The organism is Mesorhizobium sp. M0491 (assembly GCF_040321265.1).
GTDB lineage: Bacteria > Pseudomonadota > Alphaproteobacteria > Rhizobiales > Rhizobiaceae > Mesorhizobium.
In genome coordinates this window covers 1-19,907 of record NZ_JAMYRE010000041.1, presented here as the reverse complement: position 1 = coordinate 19,907, position 19,907 = coordinate 1, and the positions used below count along the sequence as shown (strand labels likewise).

Genomic DNA, 19,907 nt, shown 5'->3' with positions numbered 1-19,907 from the left:
ACACCGCCTTGCCCACGCGCTTTCCTACGAGAATGAGTGCCGTTTTCATGGTGGCGGACACTAAGGGCGGGCAAGGCAGCCTGTCAACGGGAAAAATCGCGCCGGCGCGCACAGCGTACAGGCGCGACTGCGGTGTCAGCCCGGCGCCTTGCAGCGGGAAACGCGTGGATCGCATTTGGACGCCTTCCTGGCCTCCATCTTCTCTGGCGGATGGTGGGGTGCCACCCTTGCCGGGCCATGGTGCTGGGGCATGTGCATTGCCAACGCTTGCTGATGCGGCTTTTGTTGCCCGCCACCGAGTGCAAGACGCTGCCCCGAAACCGGCTTGGGCGAAACCGGTTTGGGCGACGATTTGACAACGATGCGTCCGTCGCCCGCGGTCCTGTCGACATGCAGCTTGAGCGCATCGGCCTTCGCGCCGTTGCCGGCGACCATCCGCTTGCTCACGGCGTCGCCAGGCTTCACGACGGCCGGATTGCTGGCAGCCACCGCGCCGGGGGAAATGGCCTTGCCGCCGATCGCAGTCTTGGAGCCCGCCACGATTTGCCCGTTCCCCTTTGTATTGCCGGCAAGTCTCTTGATCTCGGCGCCCCTGGAAGCATCGAGCCGTGCACTGGCAAACACGCCTTTGCGCGGAGGAACCAATTTTGCCGCCTTGATCGACTCGATGACGGGCTTCGGGAGTTGCTGCAGCCGGGGTCCGGCATTGATTGCAACCACCTGATTGCCAAGCCGCACGTGCGGCGCCTTGTTGACCAGGACCGTCTGGTTGATGATCGTCGTGTTGCGCACGATGCCGACGTTCTCAGTGGCAGGCCGTACCACTCTGACCAGATCGACCGCGCCGATCGCCGCCACCGGCACGAAACACCACCAGGAATCGGCGAAGGCGACATCTACGTCGGGTGGTGCCGGCGCCCAGCCGACATCATTGCCGCCCTGGCGCCAGACCACCCAGGCTGGCGCCCATTGATCGCCGGCGATCCACACCCAGCCAAAATCGGGATCATAGGCCCAGCGGCCATAGTGATAGACGACATCGCCAAATGGCTCGGTGGACTGCCAGTACCAGCCATCGTCGGTCCAGACCCACCTGCCTTCGGTGTAGGGTCGCCATTCGGTACGGACCGAGGGAACCCAGACATCGCCGAAGCGGCTGGAGGTTCGCCATCCGCCATAGTTCGAAAGCCTTTCGCGGACGGTAACGGCAATTTCCGCCGCATGCGCCTGCGTTCCGGGCAGCACCAGCGGGCCGGTCAGGGTCGCGCTCAAGGCCATGACCGCGGCCATTGCCGCTGCGCGTCCACGCCGGCCAAGGGAGCGACATGAAGACGCTTGGATAAAAGGTACGATGATCATAACGGGCTCCAGAGTTCCGCATCCAGAAAATCCCGGGAACCGTCCTGTTGCCCGCCACCGCTTCCCGGCTTCTCACCGATCGGTTGTCATCGGCCTCGGTGACCGCATTGCGGCATTTGACCATCAATTTTGCGCGACCGGCGCGGCATTCACAAATGGAACGTTCGTTTCCGGCGCCCGAGCGATTCCGAAACTGTCCGGCGATCTCACTTATAGGATAGACCATTGAAATCGCTGGAAACTATGGTGGGGCGTGACGAGGGCCGCCATCTCTGACGATACTTGATCGTCCGGCGGCGAGCCCGGCGGAGCCACCACCATGACGATCTGGATTTCACGGGAGGAAACCTGATGCTCGACAAGCCCTCTAGCAAGAACACGGCCCCTAGCAAGAAACTGTCCGACCTGCTCGATCGATTCGGCGCCGCGCTTGCCGCCAATGACATCGAGAAAGCGGTCGATTGCTTTCAAGAGGATTGCTACTGGCGCGACCTCGTCACCTTCACCTGGAACATCAAGACCATGGAAGGCCGCGACCAGGTCCGCGACATGCTGAAAAGCCAATTGTCGAAGACCAGGCCGTCACACTTCGCCATCGCCAAGGGCGAGGACGCGACGGAGAGCGACGGGTTGATCGAAGGCTGGATCAGCTTCGAGACGGAGGTGGCACGCGGCTTCGGCCATGTCAGGCTGAAGGACGGCAAGATCTGGACGCTGCTGACCACCATGGCCGAACTGAAAGGCCACGAGGAGCCGGCAGGCTTTGCGCGGCCGATGGGCGCCAGGCACGGCTCGGGCAAGAACCGTCCGACATGGAAAGAAGAACGCGAGAGGGAAACCGCCGAGCTCGGCTTCAAGACGCAGCCCTATACGGTGATCATCGGTGGTGGCCAGGGCGGTATCGCGCTCGGCGCGCGGCTGCGGCAGCTTGGCGTGCCGACCATCATCATCGAGAAGAACGAGCGGGCCGGCGACAGCTGGCGCAAGCGCTACAAGTCGCTCTGCCTGCATGACCCGGTCTGGTACGACCATCTGCCCTATATCGATTTCCCGAAGAACTGGCCGGTTTTCTCGCCCAAGGACAAGATCGGCGACTGGCTGGAAATGTATACCAAGGTGATGGAGCTGAATTACTGGTCCTCGACCGAGGCCAAAAGCGCTTCCTATGACGACAAGAAAAAGGAATGGACCGTTGTCGTCCACCGCGACGGCAAGGACATCACGCTGAAGCCCAAGCAGTTGGTGCTGGCAACCGGACAGTCCGGCAAGGCCAATCTGCCGAAATTCAAGGGCATGGAGACCTTCAAGGGCGACCAGCACCACTCGTCGAAGCATCCGGGTCCCGACGCCTATGCCGGCAAAAAGGCCGTTGTCATCGGATCCAACAATTCCGCCCATGACATCGCAGCGGCACTTTGGGAAGCCGGCGCGGACGTCACCATGGTGCAGCGCTCGAGTACCCATATCTCCAGGTCCGACACGTTGATGGAAATCGGACTGGGTTCGCTCTATTCGGAGCAGGCGCTGCAGAATGGCATCACCACCGCCAAGGCCGATCTCATCTTCGCTTCGCTGCCCTACAAAATCCTGCACGAGTTCCAGATCCCGGCCTATGCCGAAATGAAGAAACGCGACGCGACATTCTACAAGGGGCTGGAGAAGGCCGGTTTCATGCTCGACTGGGGCGACGACGAATCCGGCCTGTTCATGAAGTACCTCAGGCGCGGCTCCGGCTATTACATCGATGTTGGCGCCTCGCAGCTGATCATCAATGGTTCGATCAAGCTGAAGAGCGGCGTCGACGTCGAAGAGATCAAGCAGCACTCGGTTCTGCTCAGCGACGGGTCGGAATTGCCTGCGGACCTCATCGTCTACGCCACCGGCTACGGCTCGATGAACGGCTGGGCCGCCGATCTGATATCCCGTGAAACCGCCGACAACGTTGGCAAATGCTGGGGCCTCGGCTCGAACACCACCAAGGACCCCGGCCCGTGGGAAGGCGAGTTGCGCAACATGTGGAAGCCGACGCAACAGGAGGCGCTATGGTTCCACGGCGGCAATCTGCACCAGTCACGCCACTATTCGCAGTTCCTGTCGCTGCAATTGAAGGCGCGGCATGAAGGCATCGCGACGCCGGTCTACGGCCTGCAGCAGGTGCACCACAAGGGGTAGGCGAGCGCCATTCCGGTGAAGCCGGAAGAAAGGAGGCACGGCTTGCACCCTGCCTCCTTCCCTGGGGAATTTACGCCGGCTTGCCCGCCGCGAACTGCGTCACCACCCGCTGCAGCAGCGGCACGTAATCGCGAAATGTCCGTGTCTTCATGTTGGCGATCTTGCCGCTCTCGTCCCAGATGCGGACCCGGACCGCTTCCTCATGGAAGGGGTTCTTGCGGAACTCGGCGACCTCCTCGGCATTCATCGGCCCGCCCTGCAGCGACAGCGTGTGCACCGAGGCCTGCGAAAGCCTGCCGAAATAGGTCGGGTCGGTGGCGCAGAGATAGCGCTTGGCGGCGACATGCAGCCTGACGCATTCGACGATGACAGGTGGAAAGAACGGCGCCAGCACCTCGCCGCCGGCCTCGTCATGATGCTTGTCCTCGACATCCTCGGGCGAATAGGTGCCGAACTCGCTGGTGTAATGGCCGATGTCGTGCAGCAGCGCCGCCGCCACCAGTTCGTCCGGCGCGCCGTCCTTTTCAGCGAACCAGGCACCCTGCAGCATGTGCTCCGACATGGTGACGGGTTCGCCGAGATAGGATTCGGCGCCCCGGCGCTCGAAGATGTCGGCGATGAACTCGACGATGGTGTCCGCGTTCAAATCCTGGCCGCTCATTCCGCGGCCTCCTTGAACCCGTGCTCGATTGCCGCGAGCGTCGACAGCAGACCGTCCTTGTCTGCGTAGCAACCCTGCAGCCAGCGCTTACCGGTACCGGAAAACGCCTTGCGGGCATGCATGACGCGGGTGTTGTCGACGATGAACGCTTGCCCCGCTTCGAGCTTGAACGTCACCTCGAAGGATGGATCCTCGATCAGTTCCGCAAACCGGCGATAGGCGGCGTAGTACGCTTCCATATCGCTGAACGGCACGTCGACCGTCGGCGCCAGCGAGCGGTTGTTGAAGCGGATGCAAATCAGCTCGCCATCGGGCCCGAGCTCGATCATCGGCCGCTTCGCCTGCAGCCGCACGCCGGAAGAGCCGGCATACTCGAAGCGCGCCGGGCATGAGCTCAGCAGCCGGAAGCCTTCCGGGTTCTCAGCCTGCAGCGCAGCCGCGACTGCAAACCCATCGACGACACTGGACTCGCCGCCCTCAACCGTATTCTCGATGCAGGACAGGATCTGCAGCGTCGGCACAGGGTCGCGATAGGGATTGTCGGTGTGCGCCTGGAGGCCGAGATTCGTGTAGGCGAGATTGTTCGGATTGACCTCGGCGCGCACTTCGAACCAGCGCCCGTAATTGGTTTCCCTGATGTAGCCGAAAAGATCGGACACTTTGCACAGTGCCCCGGATTCGGTCGGCAGATCGTCCATCACCGCGAAGCCACAGGTTTTCACCGCCGACAGCCATTGCCCCAGCACAGCGCGATCGCGGCTGGCCGCAACATAGCCGGCGCGCGGCACCGAATTCTGCATCGAGGCCTTGGTCCATCGCACGGTGGCCTCGCCTGTCCAGCCGGGCTGGCGGCCTGCGTCACGATCATAGGCATTGGCGCTCAGCCATGCCGCGGGAAAGCTGACCGTCTTCTGCTCGGGCACGAAGCTGACTTCCAGGGCGCCGCCTTTGATCGACGCGGCGCCGATCCTGGTGTCGGCGGGAATGTCGAGAATGGTGATGAGCCGTTGACCATTGCCGGCGCTGCGCGTCTTGTCGTCCAGCGCATTGTCGCGCAGCCACATGGCGTGAAAACGGCTGCGCGACCCGTCCTGCCAGCCAAGGTCGATTGTTCTGCCTTCGTCGCCGATCCGCGCCTGGGTGAGCATGGAGATCCGTTCCTGTCCATTGCGTCCCCCGCAGCCTGATCCGCAGGGTTTCGATTGCATGTTGATCGCGCGACAGACATAACTCAAATTATCATTTTTTAGCCAATGACCGCAGAATACTAATGGCTCGTACAAATACACCGGTGCCGCCTCTGGACTGGCTGCGCAGTTTCGAGGCGGCGGCGCGGCTGTCGAATTTCACCGCGGCGGCAGCCGAGCTCGGCCTTACCCAGGCCGCCGTCAGCCAGCACATCCGGCTTCTCGAGGAATGGCTGAAGACGCGCCTGTTTTCGCGGCTGGCGCGCGGCGTCGCGCTGTCGCCAGAGGGTGCGGCTTACCTGCCCCACATCCAGTCGGCCTTCGCCACCATCGGCAACAGCACCGCGGAACTGTTCGAGCCGCGCGCCATCCAGACCGTCTCGATCCGCGCGCCAATCTCCTTTGCCTTGCTGATGCTCGCCCCGGCGCTGCCCGATCTGGCGAAGGCGCTGCCGCGCATCCAGCTCGATCTGGTGACGATCCATCGCCCTGCTGACTACGACCTGCCGGGCTCGGTGCTCGACATCCGTTTTGGCAACGGATCCTTTCCCGGCCGTGAAGCCGACAGGCTGACCGCAGAGCGGCTCGTGCCGGTGGCGGCGCCAGTGCTCGCCGGCAACCCCGACTGGACCTCCCTGCCGCTGCTTCTGGTCGCCGGCGCGCGCGAAATGTGGGCGGAATGGTTCGCCGCCGCTGGACTGGCTGGCCATCCCAGACGATCGCACCGCTTCGACAGTTTCGTCACCGCCATGGAGGCGGCGAGCGCCGGCGCCGGCGTGCTTTTGGGCTCGCGGCCGCTGGTCGATGCGGCGCTCGACAGCAAGACGCTGGTCAGGCTTTCCGACTATGAACTTTCCAGCACATCGGGGCATTTCCTGACCAAGGCGTCGACAGCACGCCTGACCGGTGCCGAACAGGATTTTCGCCAGTGGCTGCTGTCACGCCTCTCCGCGCCGGCATGACCGGTTACGAGATTGGCCCGATCCGCTTCCAGTAAATCAGCGTGCCGGTCAGCCCGCCATGCGGCTTCAGGGCATAGTCCGGTATCTCACCGGCCAGCGTGAAGCCCAGCCGCTCATAGAGGCCTGAGGCGCCCTCCTCGGTCGCCGTGTCCAGAACCAGCAGCGTGCGGCCCCTCTCGATGGCAAGGCTCTCGGCGGCCCGCATCAGGCGCGTTCCCACACCCCTGCCCCGGTAATCGACTGATGTCATCAGCTTGGCGATCTCGGCCCGGTGCGGCTGGTTGGGCGGGCAGTCGAGCAGCAAGGTCACGGTGCCGACCAGGTTTTTGCCATCCCAGGCGCCAAGCACCGATCTTTCGCCCCTTGCCGCCGCGGCCAGCGATTTTTCCCAGAACGCCCTTGCCGCCTGCGGCGCCAACGGATGCATGAAGCTGACCGAACCGCCGGCCGCCACCGTTGCGACCAGCAATTCGGCCAGCATGTCCTGCGTCTCGGCAGCCGGGTTCAGGGTTGCGATCTCGATCGAGTTCATGTGCAGGATATCCTGTGATTGCGATAGAAGCGGGCGCATTGCTGTCACTCCAGATGGCGCGCGCGGCGTCGCTTACGCGCCGCCTTGATGGCGCTGATGCGGTCGGCGTCTTCGTGCCCGAGATGCCGCCCGCGCTCGAGGATCTCGAGCGTGTACTCCTCATAGGTCAGGCCAAGCCGCTCGGCTCTGTCCATGCGCAGCAGCATCACCTCGTGGCTCGGCGCCTTCCACGCCTTGGCGTACGCTGCCTGCCAGGCAAGAAAGATGTAGGGATCGCCCTTGCCCCATGGCGGGCCGTTGTACTCATCGAGAGGCGGCCCCCCATTATGGGAGCGCTTTGGTCTTCTTGCCATTGTGTCAGCCCCTGACCAGCGCGACGAGATAGTCGGCGCCGGGCTCCAGGGCATGGAAGGTGCAGTCCGACGGCGCCCCAAGCGCCAGGCAGTCGCCTGATACAAGCTTGTGCACTGTCTCACCTTCGATGAATTCGAGCCGCCCGGAGATCAGCCATATCTGCTGCTTGATGAAGGCGTATGAAGCGGCCGGAAAACTGACCTTGGCGCCCGCCGGCAGATGCACCTTGATCAGTTCCAGCGGCATATCGCCAGCCGGCGAAAGATGCCGCCTGACATAGCCGGTGTCGGGATCGCGCCACACCGGCTGGTCGGCTTCGCGCAACAGCCCGCCGCCCTGCAATTCCGCGCGCGCGATCAAGGTCGACAGCGTCATGCCGAAGGCCGACGCGATGCGCACCAGAAGCGCCGCCGTCGGGCTGGTCTTGCCCCGCTCGATCGTGCTGAGCATCGCCTTCGAGACGCCGGAACGCTCCGCGAGTTCGGCCAGGGACCAGTCGCGCACGATCCTTTCGGCGTGTATCCTGCGGCCGATCGTCGAGGAAATGTCGTTCGCTATATCATCCATATGTCTATTATAGCGAAAAATAGACGCCGGAGAAGAGCCGCCTTGCGACAATTTCCACGAGCCCCTTAATGCTCTCTACACCATCCGACCTCATCGGGCCTTAACCCCATTCGGGTAGCATCGATGCTCCAGGGGAAATGGGGATTGGCCTGTCCATGTATGTCGAACGCGAAGCCTCCGTTGGAGAACCGACATCGCAGGAGCGCCGCGACGCAGAGCAGAACGACAAGCGCATCCTCGGCAATGTCGTGCAATGCGATGGCGCGCGCGCCACCATCAGCGCCTACGCGAACGACGCCGACGGCGCGGTGACCGGCCTGTGGACGGTCGGCAAGATGATTTCCATCAATCTCGGATCGACGCGAACCGTCGGCCTGGTCTACGCAATCGGCAAGTCGGACCGCGCGTGGAGCAATGAGGGCCAGAACGCCATCGAGGTCAGCATCGAGCTGATCGGCGAAGTCCGTGACGGAGCAGAGCCCGGCGCCAAACCGGTCTTCGACCGCGGCATCACCACCTATCCGCATATCGGCGCCGTTGCGCATCGCATCCGCACCCGCGACCTGCAGGCGGTCTATGACCTCGCGGGGCGTCATTCGATCACGATCGGCACGCTCGCGCAGGACGAGACGATCGCCGCCAACATCGCCATCGACGATACGCTGGCGCGTCACTTCGCCATTGTCGGCACCACCGGCGTCGGCAAATCCACCGCCGTCTCGCTGCTGCTGCGCAAGTCGATCGCGGCACGGCCGGATCTGCGCATCCTGATCCTCGACCCGCACAACGAGTTCGCTGCATCGCTGCCCGAATACTGCGTCAGGGTCGATTCCAAAACCCTGGATCTTCCGTTCTGGATGTTCACGCTGGAGGAATTCGCCGAGGTGCTGTTCCGGGGCCGCGAGACCGAGCCGGAAGAAATCGACGCCTTGCGCGACCTCATTCCGGCCGCCAAGAATCTCTACCGCAACCCGAATTCGGGCTCCTATATCAGGCGCGGCAGCGATGCGCTGACCGCCGATACTCCGGTGCCTTACCGCATCGCCGACCTGCTCAAGCAGATCGATGAGCGCATGGGCATGCTCGAAAGCAAGACCGATCGCCCGACGCTCAAATCGCTGAAGACGCGCATCGAATCGGCGGCGGCCGATCCACGCTACCGCTTCATGTTCAACTCGCGCCTGATCGAGGACACCATCCACGAGACGATCGGCAACATCTTCCGCGTGCCGCATCATGGCCGCCCGGTAACCTGCTTCGAGATGGCCGGCATGCCGTCGGAAGTGGTCAATTCCGTCTGCTCGGTGCTGGCGCGCCTGGCCTTCGATCTCGCTCTGTGGAGCGAGGGCAAGCTGCAGCTTCTGTTTTTGTGCGAAGAGGCGCACCGCTATATGCCGGCCGACCCGCGTCTCGGCTTCGCGCCGACCAGGCACGCGCTGTCGCGCATCGCCAAGGAAGGCCGCAAATATGGCTGCTATCTCGGCGTCGTCACCCAGCGCCCTGGCGAGCTCGACCCGACCATCCTGTCGCAATGCTCGACTTTTTTCGCCATGCGGCTTGCCAATGAGCAGGACCAGGCGATCATCCGCTCGGCGATTGCCGATTCTTCCGCCTCGACGCTTGCCTTCCTGTCCTCCATGGGCCAGCGCGAAGCCATCGCCTTCGGCGAAGGCGTGGCGACGACCATGCGGCTGAAGTTCGAAAAACTGCCGAGCCACCTGCTTCCTGGCACCGCCAAGCGCGAAGAAGCCGCCTCGTCGAAAGCCGGCGACGATGTCGATCTGGTGGCGATCGTGGAACGACTGCGCAACGTGCCGAAATCAACGCAGCAGGCGATGGCCTTCGCCGAGGTCGTCGATTCAGGCCGCCAGGCCGGCGATCCCGACTACCGCAAGCCACCCGCCGCACGCGCGCCATCGGACGACGATTTCGACATGCGCTACGGCCTAAAGCCCGCAACCTTCGGCCTGCGCCCGCAAAACGATTGAGTTTGGGCGTCACGCACATCGGCGGATGGGTCTGAGCACCCAAGTCAGGGCTTCCGATATCCATTGGAAAAGCCTGGGTAAATCCCGTCAGGGAATTCGTCAGGCTGAGTCGGGTGGTGCTGTTTTCGAGAACCGAAGCGGAGCGGACATTTGAGTCCGTGAGCATCGGAAGCGCAGAAAACGGCGCCAGACGGTCAGCCTCACGAATTCAGTGATGGGATTTAGGCGCAGACGCGGTTGCGGCCTTGCCTCTTCGCTTCGTAAAGCTGGCGGTCGGCGCGGCGATAGAACTCTTCCGCTGTTTCCTTGCGGTCCCAGACGGCGAGCCCGACGCTGGTGGTGATCTTGAGGCGGACATTGCCCGACAGCACCGACATGTTGGCGATCGCCTTGCGGATGCGCTCGGCAAACTTGCCCAGAAGCTCGGCGTCCATGTTGGGCGTGACCACGGCGAACTCCTCGCCGCCCAATCGCGCCACCACATCGTGGTAGCGCGTCATGTCCTTGAGACAGTTCGCGACGGCCTTGAGCACTTCGTCGCCGATGTCATGGCCGTGGGTGTCGTTGACCTGCTTGAAATGGTCGAGATCGAGGATCATCAGCCCGACGGGCTTTTCGATGCGCCGGAACTCCTCAAGATACTCCTTCAGCGCATCATCGAAATAGCGCCGGTTCTGCATGCCGGTCAGGCCGTCGGTCAACGCCGCATGCTCGAGTGTTTCCGAGCGCGCGCTGAGCGAGACCGTCATGGCGCGCAGCTTGCCTTCCTCCGTCGCCTGTTTGCGGATCAGCGGATAGATGAAGAAAATGCCGAAGAACAGCGCGGTGGCCAGGAGCACGCCGGTCGCGAACAAGAGCTTGTTGAGATAGATGACCTTGTCCAGACCCGAAGCCGTATGCAACTCGTCGGCGAAGGACTGCAGAAGTCCGTAAGCATGCAGCGTCACCAGGCCGGCGGCCAGGATCACGAATATAAAGACGAAAAATGCTGATTCCGCCTTGTGGAAACGCATCTGCTCCCCGTTGGAAAAGTGCCCACTGATCTTATGGCATGGGCGGGCTTACGGAGGGTTAATTCAGACAACCACAACGGGAACCTTTCCTTGCAGGTAAACTTTTCAGGTTGCATCGGAAGCAAGCGCTGAGATCGTGGTTTCCAGATCATCACCGGGGCGCAACCTCAGCCATTCCGGCCCCAATTGATGCCTGAACCAGGTGGTTTGCCGCTTGGAATATTGCCTGGTCGCGATCTTGGCGCGTTCGATTGCCTCGGGAAAGCCAATCTCTCCGGCCATCGCTGCCTGCAGTTCGCGAACGCCGATCGCTTTCATCGCCGGCAATTCGGGATCGAGGCCAAGTGCCGCAAGCCGCTTGACCTCGTCCAGCGCGCCCTTGTCCAGCATCTGGTCGAAGCGTTTGTCGATGCGAGCGACCAACGCCGCCCGATCCGGATCGATCACCAGGAAACGCGCGCTTTCCCGGTCGATGAGCGGCTGGCCGCGTTCCGCCTGCCATTCCAGGATCGAACGGCCAGACGCATCGAGAACCTCCAATGCCCGCACGACGCGCTGGCTGTCGGTTGGCTTGAACATCATGGCGGCCGCCGAATCCTCGCGCAGCAGCAGGCTGTGCAGCTTGACGGCGCCCTGCTCCTTCAACTCATAGCGCCAACGGTCGCGGACCCGCTGCGGAATGTCGGGCATTTCCGAAATGCCCTCGGCCAGCGCGCGGAAGTAGAGCCCGGTGCCGCCGACGAAAATCACTGGCCGTTCGAAGAATGTGCCGTCGTCGATCAGCTTCATCACGTCGCGCAGCCAGGCGCCGGTGGAATAGGCGGTGGCCGGTTGGACATGGCCATAAAGATAATGCGGTGCGCGGGCGAGGTCGGCCGCCTCCGGCCGGGCGGTCAGCACGTCGAGCACCGAATAGCCCTGCATGGAATCGGTGTTGACGATCACGCCACCCCTGTGCTCCGCCAGATCGAGCGCAAGCGCCGACTTGCCGCTGGCGGTCGGCCCGGCTATCAGGATCGCGTTCTTCACGCGGCCCTTGCCCGCCTGCCCGCCGGAATGTTCCATGCCGCTCGTCGCCACGCTTGTTTCCCGTCCCACTGAGCGCGCTTTGTCGCTGTCGCTTGCGAATATGGCCTCACGGTCGGTCGGCGCAAGCGCTGTTGTCTGGCTGGCTGAAGCTATTGCCTGCGATCTCGTCCTGCCTGAGGCAGCCGACGCCGCCGTTACGAGTGCCGTCTTGCGCAAGGCACTCGCCGGCGAGGCGGTCGACGTGATCGTCCAAGAGGCAGAAACCCGCCGCAAGAAAATCCTGATCGCCGACATGGATTCGACCATGATCGACCAGGAATGCATCGACGAGCTGGCCGACGAGATCGGCGTCAAGGATCATGTCGCGGCCATCACCGCGCGATCCATGAATGGTGAGATCGCCTTCGAACCGGCTTTGCGCGAGCGGGTGGCGTTGCTCAAGGGCCTCGACGCCGCCGTGGTCGATCGCATCGTCGCCAATCGCCTGACGCTGGCCGCGGGCGGCCGTGTTCTGGTCCGGACCATGCGCGCCAACGGCGCCTGGACGGCACTCGTGTCTGGCGGGTTCGAGGTCTTCACGACGCGCATCGCCGCCATGCTCGGCTTCCAGGAGAACCGTGCCAATCGCCTGCTCGAGCAGGATGGCCGCTTCACCGGCCTTGTCGGCGAGCCGATCCTCGGCCGCGCCGCCAAGGCGGACGCGCTGATCGAAATTTCAGCGCGCCTCGGCCTGACGCCCGCCGACGCCATCGCCGTCGGCGACGGCGCCAATGATCTCGACATGATCCGCCTGGCCGGTACCGGTGTCGCGCTCCACGCCAAGCCGACGGTGGCGGCACAGGCCAAGGTCCGCATCAATCATGGCGACCTGACCGCGCTGCTTTATGTGCAAGGCTACAGGCAGGAGGAGTTTGTGCAATGAAACCAATGCGTACCGAGCGCCTGATCCTGCGCAACTGGGAAGATCGCGACCGCGACCTGTTCCACCGCATCAACTCCGACGAACAGGTGATGGAGTTCTTTCCGTTCCGCCGCGACCGCGCCCAGGCGGATGCCAAGATGGACGAGTTGCGAGGCGTGACCGACCGCGACGGCTATGGCTTTGCCGCCGCCGAGATCATCGCCACCGGTGAATGCATCGGCTTTGTCGGCATCACCGGAACCGAGCATATGCCGTTCCTGCCGGCCGGCACCGTCGAGATCGGCTGGCGGCTGGCGCCTGAATTCTGGGGCAAAGGCTATGTCACTGAAGCCTCGGAAGCCTGGCTGGCCCACGACTTCGAAACCCTCGGCCTTGGCGAGATCGTGTCTTTCGCGGTCTATGACAACCACCGCTCTACGCCGTCATGCAACGCCTCGCCATGACCGCCGATCCGTCCGCCGACTTCGACCACCCCGGCATTCCCGACAGCCATCCCGCGCTCAAGCGACATGTGTTCTACCGGCTGACTGCCAAGAATTGGCGAAAGAAATGTCGCTGATCAATGTCGATCAGGCGGAAGCTCATCGCCAGGTTGCGGAGGTCCGGCAGCAACCCGCTCAAGCAGCTTTCCAAAATCGTCAGCGGACGCATCGCCTGTCCGACGACGCAGGAACTCGGCCGCTGTTTCCATTGCCCCAACTTTCTGCGCCACGGCCGAAGCGATCCACTGATTGAGCGACACGCCATCGGCCTTTGCCAAGCGCATGGCCGCCTCCTTGACCGAAAGCGGGAGTTTCAACGGATAAGTCGCTTTGCTCATGTTCGAAATCCTTCCAGGAACTCAGCCGGGCTTACGACTTGGACATCGAAACGGCCTGCCCCAGCCACAAAATCCCGGCGATTGTGAGTCACCAACGCATCCGCCCGACCGTTGATCGCCGCTTCCAGCACCATCTCATCCTTCGGATCGCTCAATTGCGGACGCCAGAGAAAGTGCAGTTCGACCGGCTCGGCCAAGGCCGCAAAGCCGGCCAACAGTCCATCTAAATCCGTAGTGGACAACCCGTGAATCGCCATTTGCTCGGGTCGGGACAGAACGGTTTCGTATTCAAGAAACAGCGCTGTCGTCACCAATGGGCAAACCCGCCGGTCCGCAACCAGTTGCAAGATAGCGAACGATGCACCATTCCTGCTTCGCAAACCTGCCGTCAGAACGTTTGTGTCCAGTACGATCCGCTTCACAAGGCAAAATAGTACATCCCATAGGATGTTACAATATGCCTGCGGGCTGCTGACTTCAGTCCATCCGGATCGTCACGAACCTGAGCTCACCGGTCTTCGAGGCCAGCATCAAGAGTGCATTCTTGCGCCCCTGTTCCTTCAAGGCGCCGATGCGATCCATGACGTCCTTGGGGGTGGCGACCGATTCCTGTGCGATCTCGGTGATCACCTCGCCGGGCTGGATGCCGCGTTCGGCGGCTGCCGAGTCCTTGGTGACGTCGGTGATGACGACGCCCGAAACATCGGCCGCAATGCTGAACCTCTTGCGTGTCTCGTCGTTCAGTTCGCCGACCGTCATGCCGAGCACCGAAGCAGTGGAAACGGCTGGAGCCTTGTCACCCTTGTCCTGGTCGGTGTTGCTGCCCTCCTCGCCGCTGGCGAGTTTTTCGCCATCCTCGAGCCGGCCGAGCGTTACTTTCACGGTCTGCTCGACACCCTTGCGCACGATGAGCACATCGACCGCCTTGCCAACCGGGCTTTCGGCGACGACGCGCGGCAGATCGCGCATCTCATGGATGTCCTTGCCGTCGAACTTGATGACGACATCGCCCGCCTGGATGGTGCCATTGTCGACCGGGCCGCCCTTGATCACGCCGGCGACCAGCGCGCCCTTGGCGGTCGCCATGCCGAGGCTTTCGGCGATGTCGTCGGTCACCGGCTGGATGCGCACGCCCAGCCAGCCGCGCCGCGTCTCGCCGAACTGGCGCAACTGGTCGACGACGCCGGACGCGAGCTGCGAGGGGATGGAGAAGCCGATGCCGATCGAACCGCCGGAAGGCGAAATGATCGCCGTGTTGATGCCGATGACTTCGCCGGCGCTGTTGAACAGCGGTCCGCCGGAATTGCCACGGTTGATCGCGGCATCGGTCTGGATGAAGTCGTCATAGGGGCCGGAATTGATGTCGCGGTTGCGGGCAGAGACGATGCCGACCGTCACCGTGCCGCCGAGGCCGAACGGATTGCCGATCGCCATTACCCAGTCGCCGACGCGCATCTTGGTGGAATCGCCGAACTTCACCGCCGTCAGCTTGTGGCCTTTCGGATCGACCTTGAGCACGGCGACATCGGTCTTGGTGTCGGTGCCGACCAGCGTCGCCTTCAAGGTGACACCATCGGAGAAATTGACCTCGATGTCATCGGCATCGGCAATGACATGGTTGTTGGTGACGACGATGCCTTGCTCGGCATCGATGACGAAGCCGGAGCCCAGCGACTGCACCTTCTGCGAGCCGTTGTCCTTGTCGCCGCCGCGGTTCTTGAAGAAATCGTCGAAGAAATCCTGGAAGGGCGACCCCTCGGGCAATTGCGGCATCGGCACGGCGCCCGGGCCTTCGGTGCCCTTGACCGTCTGCGAGGTCGATATGTTGACCACCGCGCCGAGCAGGCCTTGCGCCAGATCGGCGACCGAAGCGGGTCCATCGGCGGCAAATGTCGGCGTCACGAAGGACGGGACAGCGACGGCGCTGACAAGAAGTGCCGCCGCGCCGGCGATGAATGTCCGCCGAGCCGCGCACAGAATTGTATTGGATGTCATCGAGAAGCCTCCCGGTATCCTTGAAAAGAAAAGCGCTTCGACGAAAACGCCGCGTCACGCCATGTTGGCAAAAAATACGGCACGTTTGCGGCTATGACTATCGGCAGAGGATAAATCATCGCCGCCGTCATGCGCCCCGCACCAGCCAGACGATGCCGACGCCGATCACGATCGCCGCCAGCCCGGCGATCCGCAGCGCGTTCTCGGGCAGCGACAGCACTTCGGTGGCAAGTTTCCTGGCCAGGCCGGGAAAACCGCCATAGACCAGACCCTCTATGACAAGGACCAGGCCCATGGCGGCAAGAAAATCCTGCACCGGCCGCTACTGGCCGGTGCTGGGCTGTGCCGCCGGCGCGGCGGGTGCCGTCGCCGGAGCGTTTGGCGCAGGCGAAGCCGGCTTTGCCGGCCCCTCGCTGCCGTCGGGATTGCGGAAGAAACGGAAGAACTCCGAGTTCGGCGACAGCACCATCGTCGTTCCGGTGTTGTCCAGCGCCGTGCCATAGGCATTCATCGACCGGTAGAAGTCGAAGAAGGCCGGATCGCGCTGATAGGCTCCCGCGAAGGTGGCGCTGCGCTGGGCTTCGCCCTCGCCGCGCAGGATTTCCGACTCTTTTTGCGCTTCGGCGACAATCTCGACCACTTCGCGATCGGCGCGGGCCGTGATGCGCTGCGCCGCTTCGTTGCCGCGTGCCCTCAGCCGCGCAGCTTCCGCCAGGCGTTCCGCCTTCATGCGGTCGAAGGTCTGCTGCGAGACTTCGGCCGTGAGATCGGTGCGGCGGATACGGACATCCTCGATCTGCAGGCCGAGCGAGGTGGCGTCGGGCCTGAGCTGGTCGCGGACTTCGCGCATCATCACGCCGCGCTCTTCGGAGAGTGCTGCCTCGAAATCACGCAGACCATAGACACGGCGCAAGGCAGCGTCGAGACGCGTCCTGAGCCGGGCCTCGGCCAATTCGATCTGACCGGACACGGCGGAGCGGAAGACCCGCGGATCCGAGATGCGGTAGGCGATGAAGGCATCGACCTCATAGAACTTGCCGCCCGAGACCTGGACGCGGATGTTGTCGAGGTCGAAGCGCAGCACCCGGTTCTCGATCAGCTGCACCGTATCGGCGTCGAAGAACGAGAACGGCGCCTTGAAGTAGATGCCGGGTTCGCTCTTGACGTCGACGATCTCGCCGAACCTGAGCACCAGCGCCTGCTGACGCGCATTGACCACGAAGACCGACGAATAGAGCAGGAACAGGATAACCGCTGCTGCGACGACGATGATGGGAAGACGGTTGGCCATCACTGGTTACCTCCCGTAACGCCACTGGGCGCAGCGGGTGCCGGCGCTTTCGGCTGCAATGCCGGCAGCGGCAGATAGGGAACGACCCCTTGCCCGTTGCCCTGCTCGACGATGACCTTGCTCGAATCCTTCAGAACCTTCTCCATGGTTTCCAGGTAGAGGCGCTTGCGCGTTACATCGGGCGCCTTGGCATATTCGTCATAGACCGAGATGAAGCGCTGCGCCTCACCCTCGGCTTCCTGCACGACCCGGTTCTTGTAGGCGGCCGCGTCTTCGCGGATCTGTGCGGCCTCGCCGCGCGCCTGCCCGAGCTTCTGGTTGGAGTACTGGTTGGCCTGCTCGACGAACTTGTCCTCGTCCTGCTCGGCGCGCTGCACTTCGTCGAACGCATCGGCCACTTCACGTGGCGGTGCCGCATCCTCGATCGAGACGGCGTTGACGTTGAGACCGGCCTTGTAGCCGTCCAGCGTCGTCTGGATGATTTCACGCACCGAGGCGGCAATGCCCTGGCGGTCGTCGCGGAAGATGTCCTGCGCCGGCCGGCGGCCGACGGCTTCACGCATGGCGCTTTCGGCAACCTGCCGCAGCATGCCGTCGGGATCGGACACATCGAAGAGATACGCGCTCGGGTCGGAGACCTGATAGGCGACCGAGAACTGGACGTTGACGATGTTCTGGTCGCCGGTAAGCATCAGCCCGGACGTGTTGCCACTCGTCGCGCCGCCGCCGCCGATATCGACGAGCTGCTCGGAAATCTTGGCCGTCTCGACGGTTTCGAGCGGCCACCAATGGAAATGCAGGCCAGGCTGCGACAGTTCGGTCTTCGGCTTGCCGAAGCGCAATTCGACCGCGACCTCGTCGGGCTGCACGGTATAAACCGCCTTGAACGCCCACAGCACCACAAGTGCAGCCGCGATCAGGGCGAAGATAGCCGGGCTTGCGCCGCCGCCACCCGGCAGAGCGCGCCGCAGCCGGTCCTGGCCGCGGCGGATGATGTCTTCGAGATCGGGAGGCGAGCCCTGTGGGCCGCTGGGTCCCTTTGGACCCTGCCCCCAGGGTCCCTGATTGTTGCCGCCGCCACCCCATGGGCCGCCGCCACCGCCGCTTTTGTCGTTCCAGGGCATGAATGTCCTTTCGCTTGGAATTCCCTCAAGCGCCGGTATTACGGCGCAAAATCCAGTATTGTTCTTCTATAGGGACGCCACGAGGCGCTTTCAACGCGATGCGCTGCCGACTTCGTCCGATTTGTCCGGTCGCGACCCTTTGTCTTCCTTCAATGCCCCCTTCAATGCCCCTTTTTTCAGTCAATGTCTCTCTCGACGCCGCTCGTAAACCGAATAGCGCGTCGGGTGGCTGTCCTTTTCCCCGGCCGGGACGTCGTGCGAGCTGACAATACGCCAGGAATCAGGATCGATCGGCGGGAAATGTGCGTCGCCGTCGACCGCTGCCAGCACATGGGTGACATACAGCCGATCGGCCAGAAGCATGGCCTGGGCATAGATTTCGCCGCCACCGATGACGCACACCTCGTCCACATCGGCCATGCGGCGCCCGCGCACCGTCGCCAGTTGGACCGCGGCTTCGAGCGAATGTGCCACCTCTACGCCCTCGGCGCGCCAGGTCTTGTCGCGGGTGACGACGATGTTCAACCTGCCCGGTAGCGGCCGGCCGATGCCCTCATAGGTCTTGCGGCCCATGATGATGGGCTTGCCCATCGTATCGGCCTTAAAGCGCTTGAGATCGGTGGAGAGCCGCCACGGGAGCCCGCCGTCCCGCCCGATCACGCCGTTCTCGGCGATGGCAACGTAAATTGCGACATGCATCAATTGTCGTCCGTTGGCTCGAGGATCAGGATGTCGATGTCGCGCTCGGGGTAGAAATTATCCGCCGTCATCTCGAATGTCGTCGGTCCGGTCTTTTTGACATTGTCGCCGCAGAACGAGACCAGGGCTTTCGGATTGCCCTTGTCGATCGTCAGCTTGAACTTTCCGATTGTGCCGGTGGCCCAGTTGCCGCCGGTGGTCAGGATATAGGCGATGCGGTTCTCGACATATTTGGGGTAGCCGTCAGGGTCGTTCTTCGCCGCCTTGCGCACCGCACTCTCGAATGTGTCGTCCATGCAATAGCGGGCCTTGTAGGCCGCATACTGACCCTGGAATTTGCCGTCGTAGAAGAAGCTGACTGAAGACGTGCCGCCGACGCTCGGCTTGTAATGGTGGGAAACATGGACGTCCTTGTTGGCCGGAAAGGTCGAGCGCCACCAGTAGGTCGAACGCAATTGCCAGAACGGCGTGTAGACCTTGGTCGTCTCGGTGCCGTCGCTGCCGGTGTCCTCGATGATGATGCCGCGGTCGACCCAGTCATCGACAACCGCTTGCGGCAACTTGGCCAAGGCCGCCTTCGCCGCATCGCCGAATGGATAGAACGGCACGTTTTGCGCCTTCAGCTCTGCGCTGATGTCGATGCCTAGCGCCAACACCTTCTGCTCGAGCTGCGGCTTGACGGCGGCACCGTCGATCGTCACCTCGAAGCCGAGGAAATTGTCGCTCTGGTTTTCGGGAATCGCCGGGATTTCTTCGGGATTGCCCGATATTTCGGGCATCGGGAAGGCGACGATGGCCTCGACATCGCGATCGGTGTTGTTGTGGAAGACATAGTCGACCGTGACCTTTTCAGGCGAGATGAAAAGGTCCTCGCTTTGCATCGCCACGGCATCGCTGCGCGACAGGATCAGGCCGCCAGTGCCAAGTTCGGCAACCGAATCATTGGCAAATACGGGCGCAGCCGACAGGGCCAGCACGGCGGTCAGAACATATCGCAACATGGAAGCCCCCTCGGCTAGAATGCTTGCAGGACCCTAGCCGTTTCAATGTGGCGTTTCAAAGCCCTTCCGCATCCGCTAGCGCACCAAAAAGGGTCTGGAGCAAGCAGTCTGGACACCCAGCGCGATCTGGACACGCGCCAGCGCGGTCTGGACACGCGCCAGCGCGGTCTGGACACGCGCCAGCGCGGTCTGGACACGCGCCAGCGCGGTCTGGACACGCGCCAGCGCGGT

Annotated in this window: 20 protein-coding genes and 1 pseudogene; 5 read left to right on the top strand and 16 right to left on the bottom strand. The window is 62.9% G+C overall.

Going from position 1 to position 19,907, the window contains the following annotated elements; all coding sequences use genetic code 11:
- Window positions 1–135 precede the first annotated feature (135 nt).
- Window positions 136–1,290 (bottom strand): DUF6600 domain-containing protein, encoded by a 1,155-nt coding sequence (locus NKI69_RS32385; RefSeq protein ID WP_352442862.1) that lies wholly within the window; start codon window positions 1,288–1,290, stop codon window positions 136–138.
- A 420-nt stretch (window positions 1,291–1,710) separates the two neighbouring features.
- Here NKI69_RS32385 and NKI69_RS32380 point away from each other — a divergent pair, with 420 nt between their 5' ends.
- Window positions 1,711–3,531, top strand: a complete 1,821-nt coding sequence (locus tag NKI69_RS32380; protein ID WP_128305787.1) for an NAD(P)/FAD-dependent oxidoreductase — start codon at window positions 1,711–1,713, stop codon at window positions 3,529–3,531.
- A 70-nt stretch (window positions 3,532–3,601) separates the two neighbouring features.
- On the opposite strand, the gene tmpB is transcribed toward NKI69_RS32380, so the two are convergent.
- Together tmpB and tmpA are read right to left on the bottom strand one after the other, a co-directional pair.
- Window positions 3,602–4,192 carry a (R)-1-hydroxy-2-trimethylaminoethylphosphonate oxygenase gene (gene tmpB, locus NKI69_RS32375; RefSeq protein WP_128305786.1) on the bottom strand — a complete coding sequence of 197 codons (591 nt, stop codon included), beginning with the start codon at window positions 4,190–4,192 and terminating at the stop codon, window positions 3,602–3,604.
- A complete protein-coding gene (gene tmpA, locus NKI69_RS32370) occupies window positions 4,189–5,340 on the bottom strand; it encodes a 2-trimethylaminoethylphosphonate dioxygenase (RefSeq protein WP_023813060.1) in 1,152 nt (383 codons plus the stop codon). Before tmpA ends, tmpB begins: the two co-directional genes overlap by 4 nt.
- A 122-nt stretch (window positions 5,341–5,462) precedes the next feature.
- Between tmpA and NKI69_RS32365 the strand changes: the two genes are divergently transcribed.
- Window positions 5,463–6,341 (top strand): LysR family transcriptional regulator, encoded by an 879-nt coding sequence (locus NKI69_RS32365; protein WP_023813061.1) that lies wholly within the window; start codon window positions 5,463–5,465, stop codon window positions 6,339–6,341.
- Between the two features lie 4 nt (window positions 6,342–6,345).
- Here NKI69_RS32365 and NKI69_RS32360 read toward each other — a convergent pair whose 3' ends face one another.
- Genes NKI69_RS32360 through NKI69_RS32350 form a run of 3 tightly spaced genes read right to left on the bottom strand, consistent with a single transcriptional unit; the run spans window position 6,346 to window position 7,794 of the window.
- Window positions 6,346–6,873: a GNAT family N-acetyltransferase gene (locus NKI69_RS32360; RefSeq protein ID WP_023813062.1), complete on the bottom strand. Its 528-nt coding sequence runs from the start codon at window positions 6,871–6,873 to the stop codon at window positions 6,346–6,348.
- A gap of 44 nt (window positions 6,874–6,917) precedes the next feature.
- Window positions 6,918–7,226 carry a hypothetical protein gene (locus NKI69_RS32355; protein ID WP_023813063.1) on the bottom strand — a complete coding sequence of 103 codons (309 nt, stop codon included), beginning with the start codon at window positions 7,224–7,226 and terminating at the stop codon, window positions 6,918–6,920.
- Between the two features lie 4 nt (window positions 7,227–7,230).
- The gene (locus NKI69_RS32350) at window positions 7,231–7,794 is read right to left on the bottom strand and encodes a helix-turn-helix domain-containing protein (RefSeq protein ID WP_023813064.1); all 564 of its coding nucleotides are present in this window, start codon (window positions 7,792–7,794) and stop codon (window positions 7,231–7,233) included.
- Between the two features lie 155 nt (window positions 7,795–7,949).
- Here NKI69_RS32350 and NKI69_RS32345 point away from each other — a divergent pair, with 155 nt between their 5' ends.
- The gene (locus NKI69_RS32345; protein ID WP_023813065.1) at window positions 7,950–9,782 is read left to right on the top strand and encodes an ATP-binding protein; all 1,833 of its coding nucleotides are present in this window, start codon (window positions 7,950–7,952) and stop codon (window positions 9,780–9,782) included.
- A gap of 221 nt (window positions 9,783–10,003) precedes the next feature.
- Here the strand turns inward: NKI69_RS32345 and NKI69_RS32340 are convergent, their stop codons facing one another.
- Window positions 10,004–10,795, bottom strand: a complete 792-nt coding sequence (locus NKI69_RS32340) for a GGDEF domain-containing protein (RefSeq protein WP_023813066.1) — start codon at window positions 10,793–10,795, stop codon at window positions 10,004–10,006.
- 105 nt (window positions 10,796–10,900) lie between these two features.
- On the bottom strand, window positions 10,901–11,860 hold the full coding sequence (gene miaA, locus NKI69_RS32335; protein WP_031213588.1) for a tRNA (adenosine(37)-N6)-dimethylallyltransferase MiaA: 960 nt from the start codon (window positions 11,858–11,860) through the stop codon (window positions 10,901–10,903).
- Here miaA and serB point away from each other — a divergent pair.
- Together serB and NKI69_RS32325 are read left to right on the top strand one after the other, a co-directional pair.
- Entirely contained in the window at window positions 11,859–12,746 is an 888-nt protein-coding gene (serB, locus tag NKI69_RS32330; protein ID WP_023813068.1) for a phosphoserine phosphatase SerB, read from the top strand. The genes miaA and serB overlap by 2 nt on opposite strands.
- Window positions 12,743–13,305 (top strand): annotated as a pseudogene (locus NKI69_RS32325) (GNAT family N-acetyltransferase). Before serB ends, NKI69_RS32325 begins: the two are co-directional and overlap by 4 nt.
- Here the strand turns inward: NKI69_RS32325 and NKI69_RS32320 are convergent.
- The 8 genes from NKI69_RS32320 to NKI69_RS32285 form a co-directional block, all read right to left on the bottom strand.
- On the bottom strand, window positions 13,306–13,566 hold the full coding sequence (locus tag NKI69_RS32320) for a hypothetical protein (RefSeq protein ID WP_023813069.1): 261 nt from the start codon (window positions 13,564–13,566) through the stop codon (window positions 13,306–13,308).
- A complete protein-coding gene (locus NKI69_RS32315; RefSeq protein ID WP_023813070.1) occupies window positions 13,563–13,988 on the bottom strand; it encodes a putative toxin-antitoxin system toxin component, PIN family in 426 nt (141 codons plus the stop codon). The genes NKI69_RS32320 and NKI69_RS32315 overlap by 4 nt, the downstream gene beginning before the upstream one ends.
- A gap of 55 nt (window positions 13,989–14,043) precedes the next feature.
- Window positions 14,044–15,561: a DegQ family serine endoprotease gene (locus NKI69_RS32310; protein ID WP_352551872.1), complete on the bottom strand. Its 1,518-nt coding sequence runs from the start codon at window positions 15,559–15,561 to the stop codon at window positions 14,044–14,046.
- Window positions 15,562–15,688: 127 nt separating this feature from the next.
- Window positions 15,689–15,877, bottom strand: coding sequence for a DUF2065 domain-containing protein (locus tag NKI69_RS32305; RefSeq protein ID WP_023813072.1), 189 nt, complete (start codon window positions 15,875–15,877; stop codon window positions 15,689–15,691).
- A 6-nt stretch (window positions 15,878–15,883) separates the two neighbouring features.
- The gene (gene hflC, locus NKI69_RS32300; protein WP_023813073.1) at window positions 15,884–16,852 is read right to left on the bottom strand and encodes a protease modulator HflC; all 969 of its coding nucleotides are present in this window, start codon (window positions 16,850–16,852) and stop codon (window positions 15,884–15,886) included.
- A complete protein-coding gene (hflK, locus tag NKI69_RS32295) occupies window positions 16,852–17,976 on the bottom strand; it encodes an FtsH protease activity modulator HflK (RefSeq protein WP_023813074.1) in 1,125 nt (374 codons plus the stop codon). Before hflK ends, hflC begins: the two co-directional genes overlap by 1 nt.
- A gap of 180 nt (window positions 17,977–18,156) precedes the next feature.
- Window positions 18,157–18,675 carry a dihydrofolate reductase gene (locus NKI69_RS32290; protein WP_352551870.1) on the bottom strand — a complete coding sequence of 173 codons (519 nt, stop codon included), beginning with the start codon at window positions 18,673–18,675 and terminating at the stop codon, window positions 18,157–18,159.
- Window positions 18,675–19,676 carry a DUF4424 domain-containing protein gene (locus tag NKI69_RS32285; protein WP_352551868.1) on the bottom strand — a complete coding sequence of 334 codons (1,002 nt, stop codon included), beginning with the start codon at window positions 19,674–19,676 and terminating at the stop codon, window positions 18,675–18,677. Before NKI69_RS32285 ends, NKI69_RS32290 begins: the two co-directional genes overlap by 1 nt.
- Window positions 19,677–19,907: the final 231 nt, after the last annotated feature.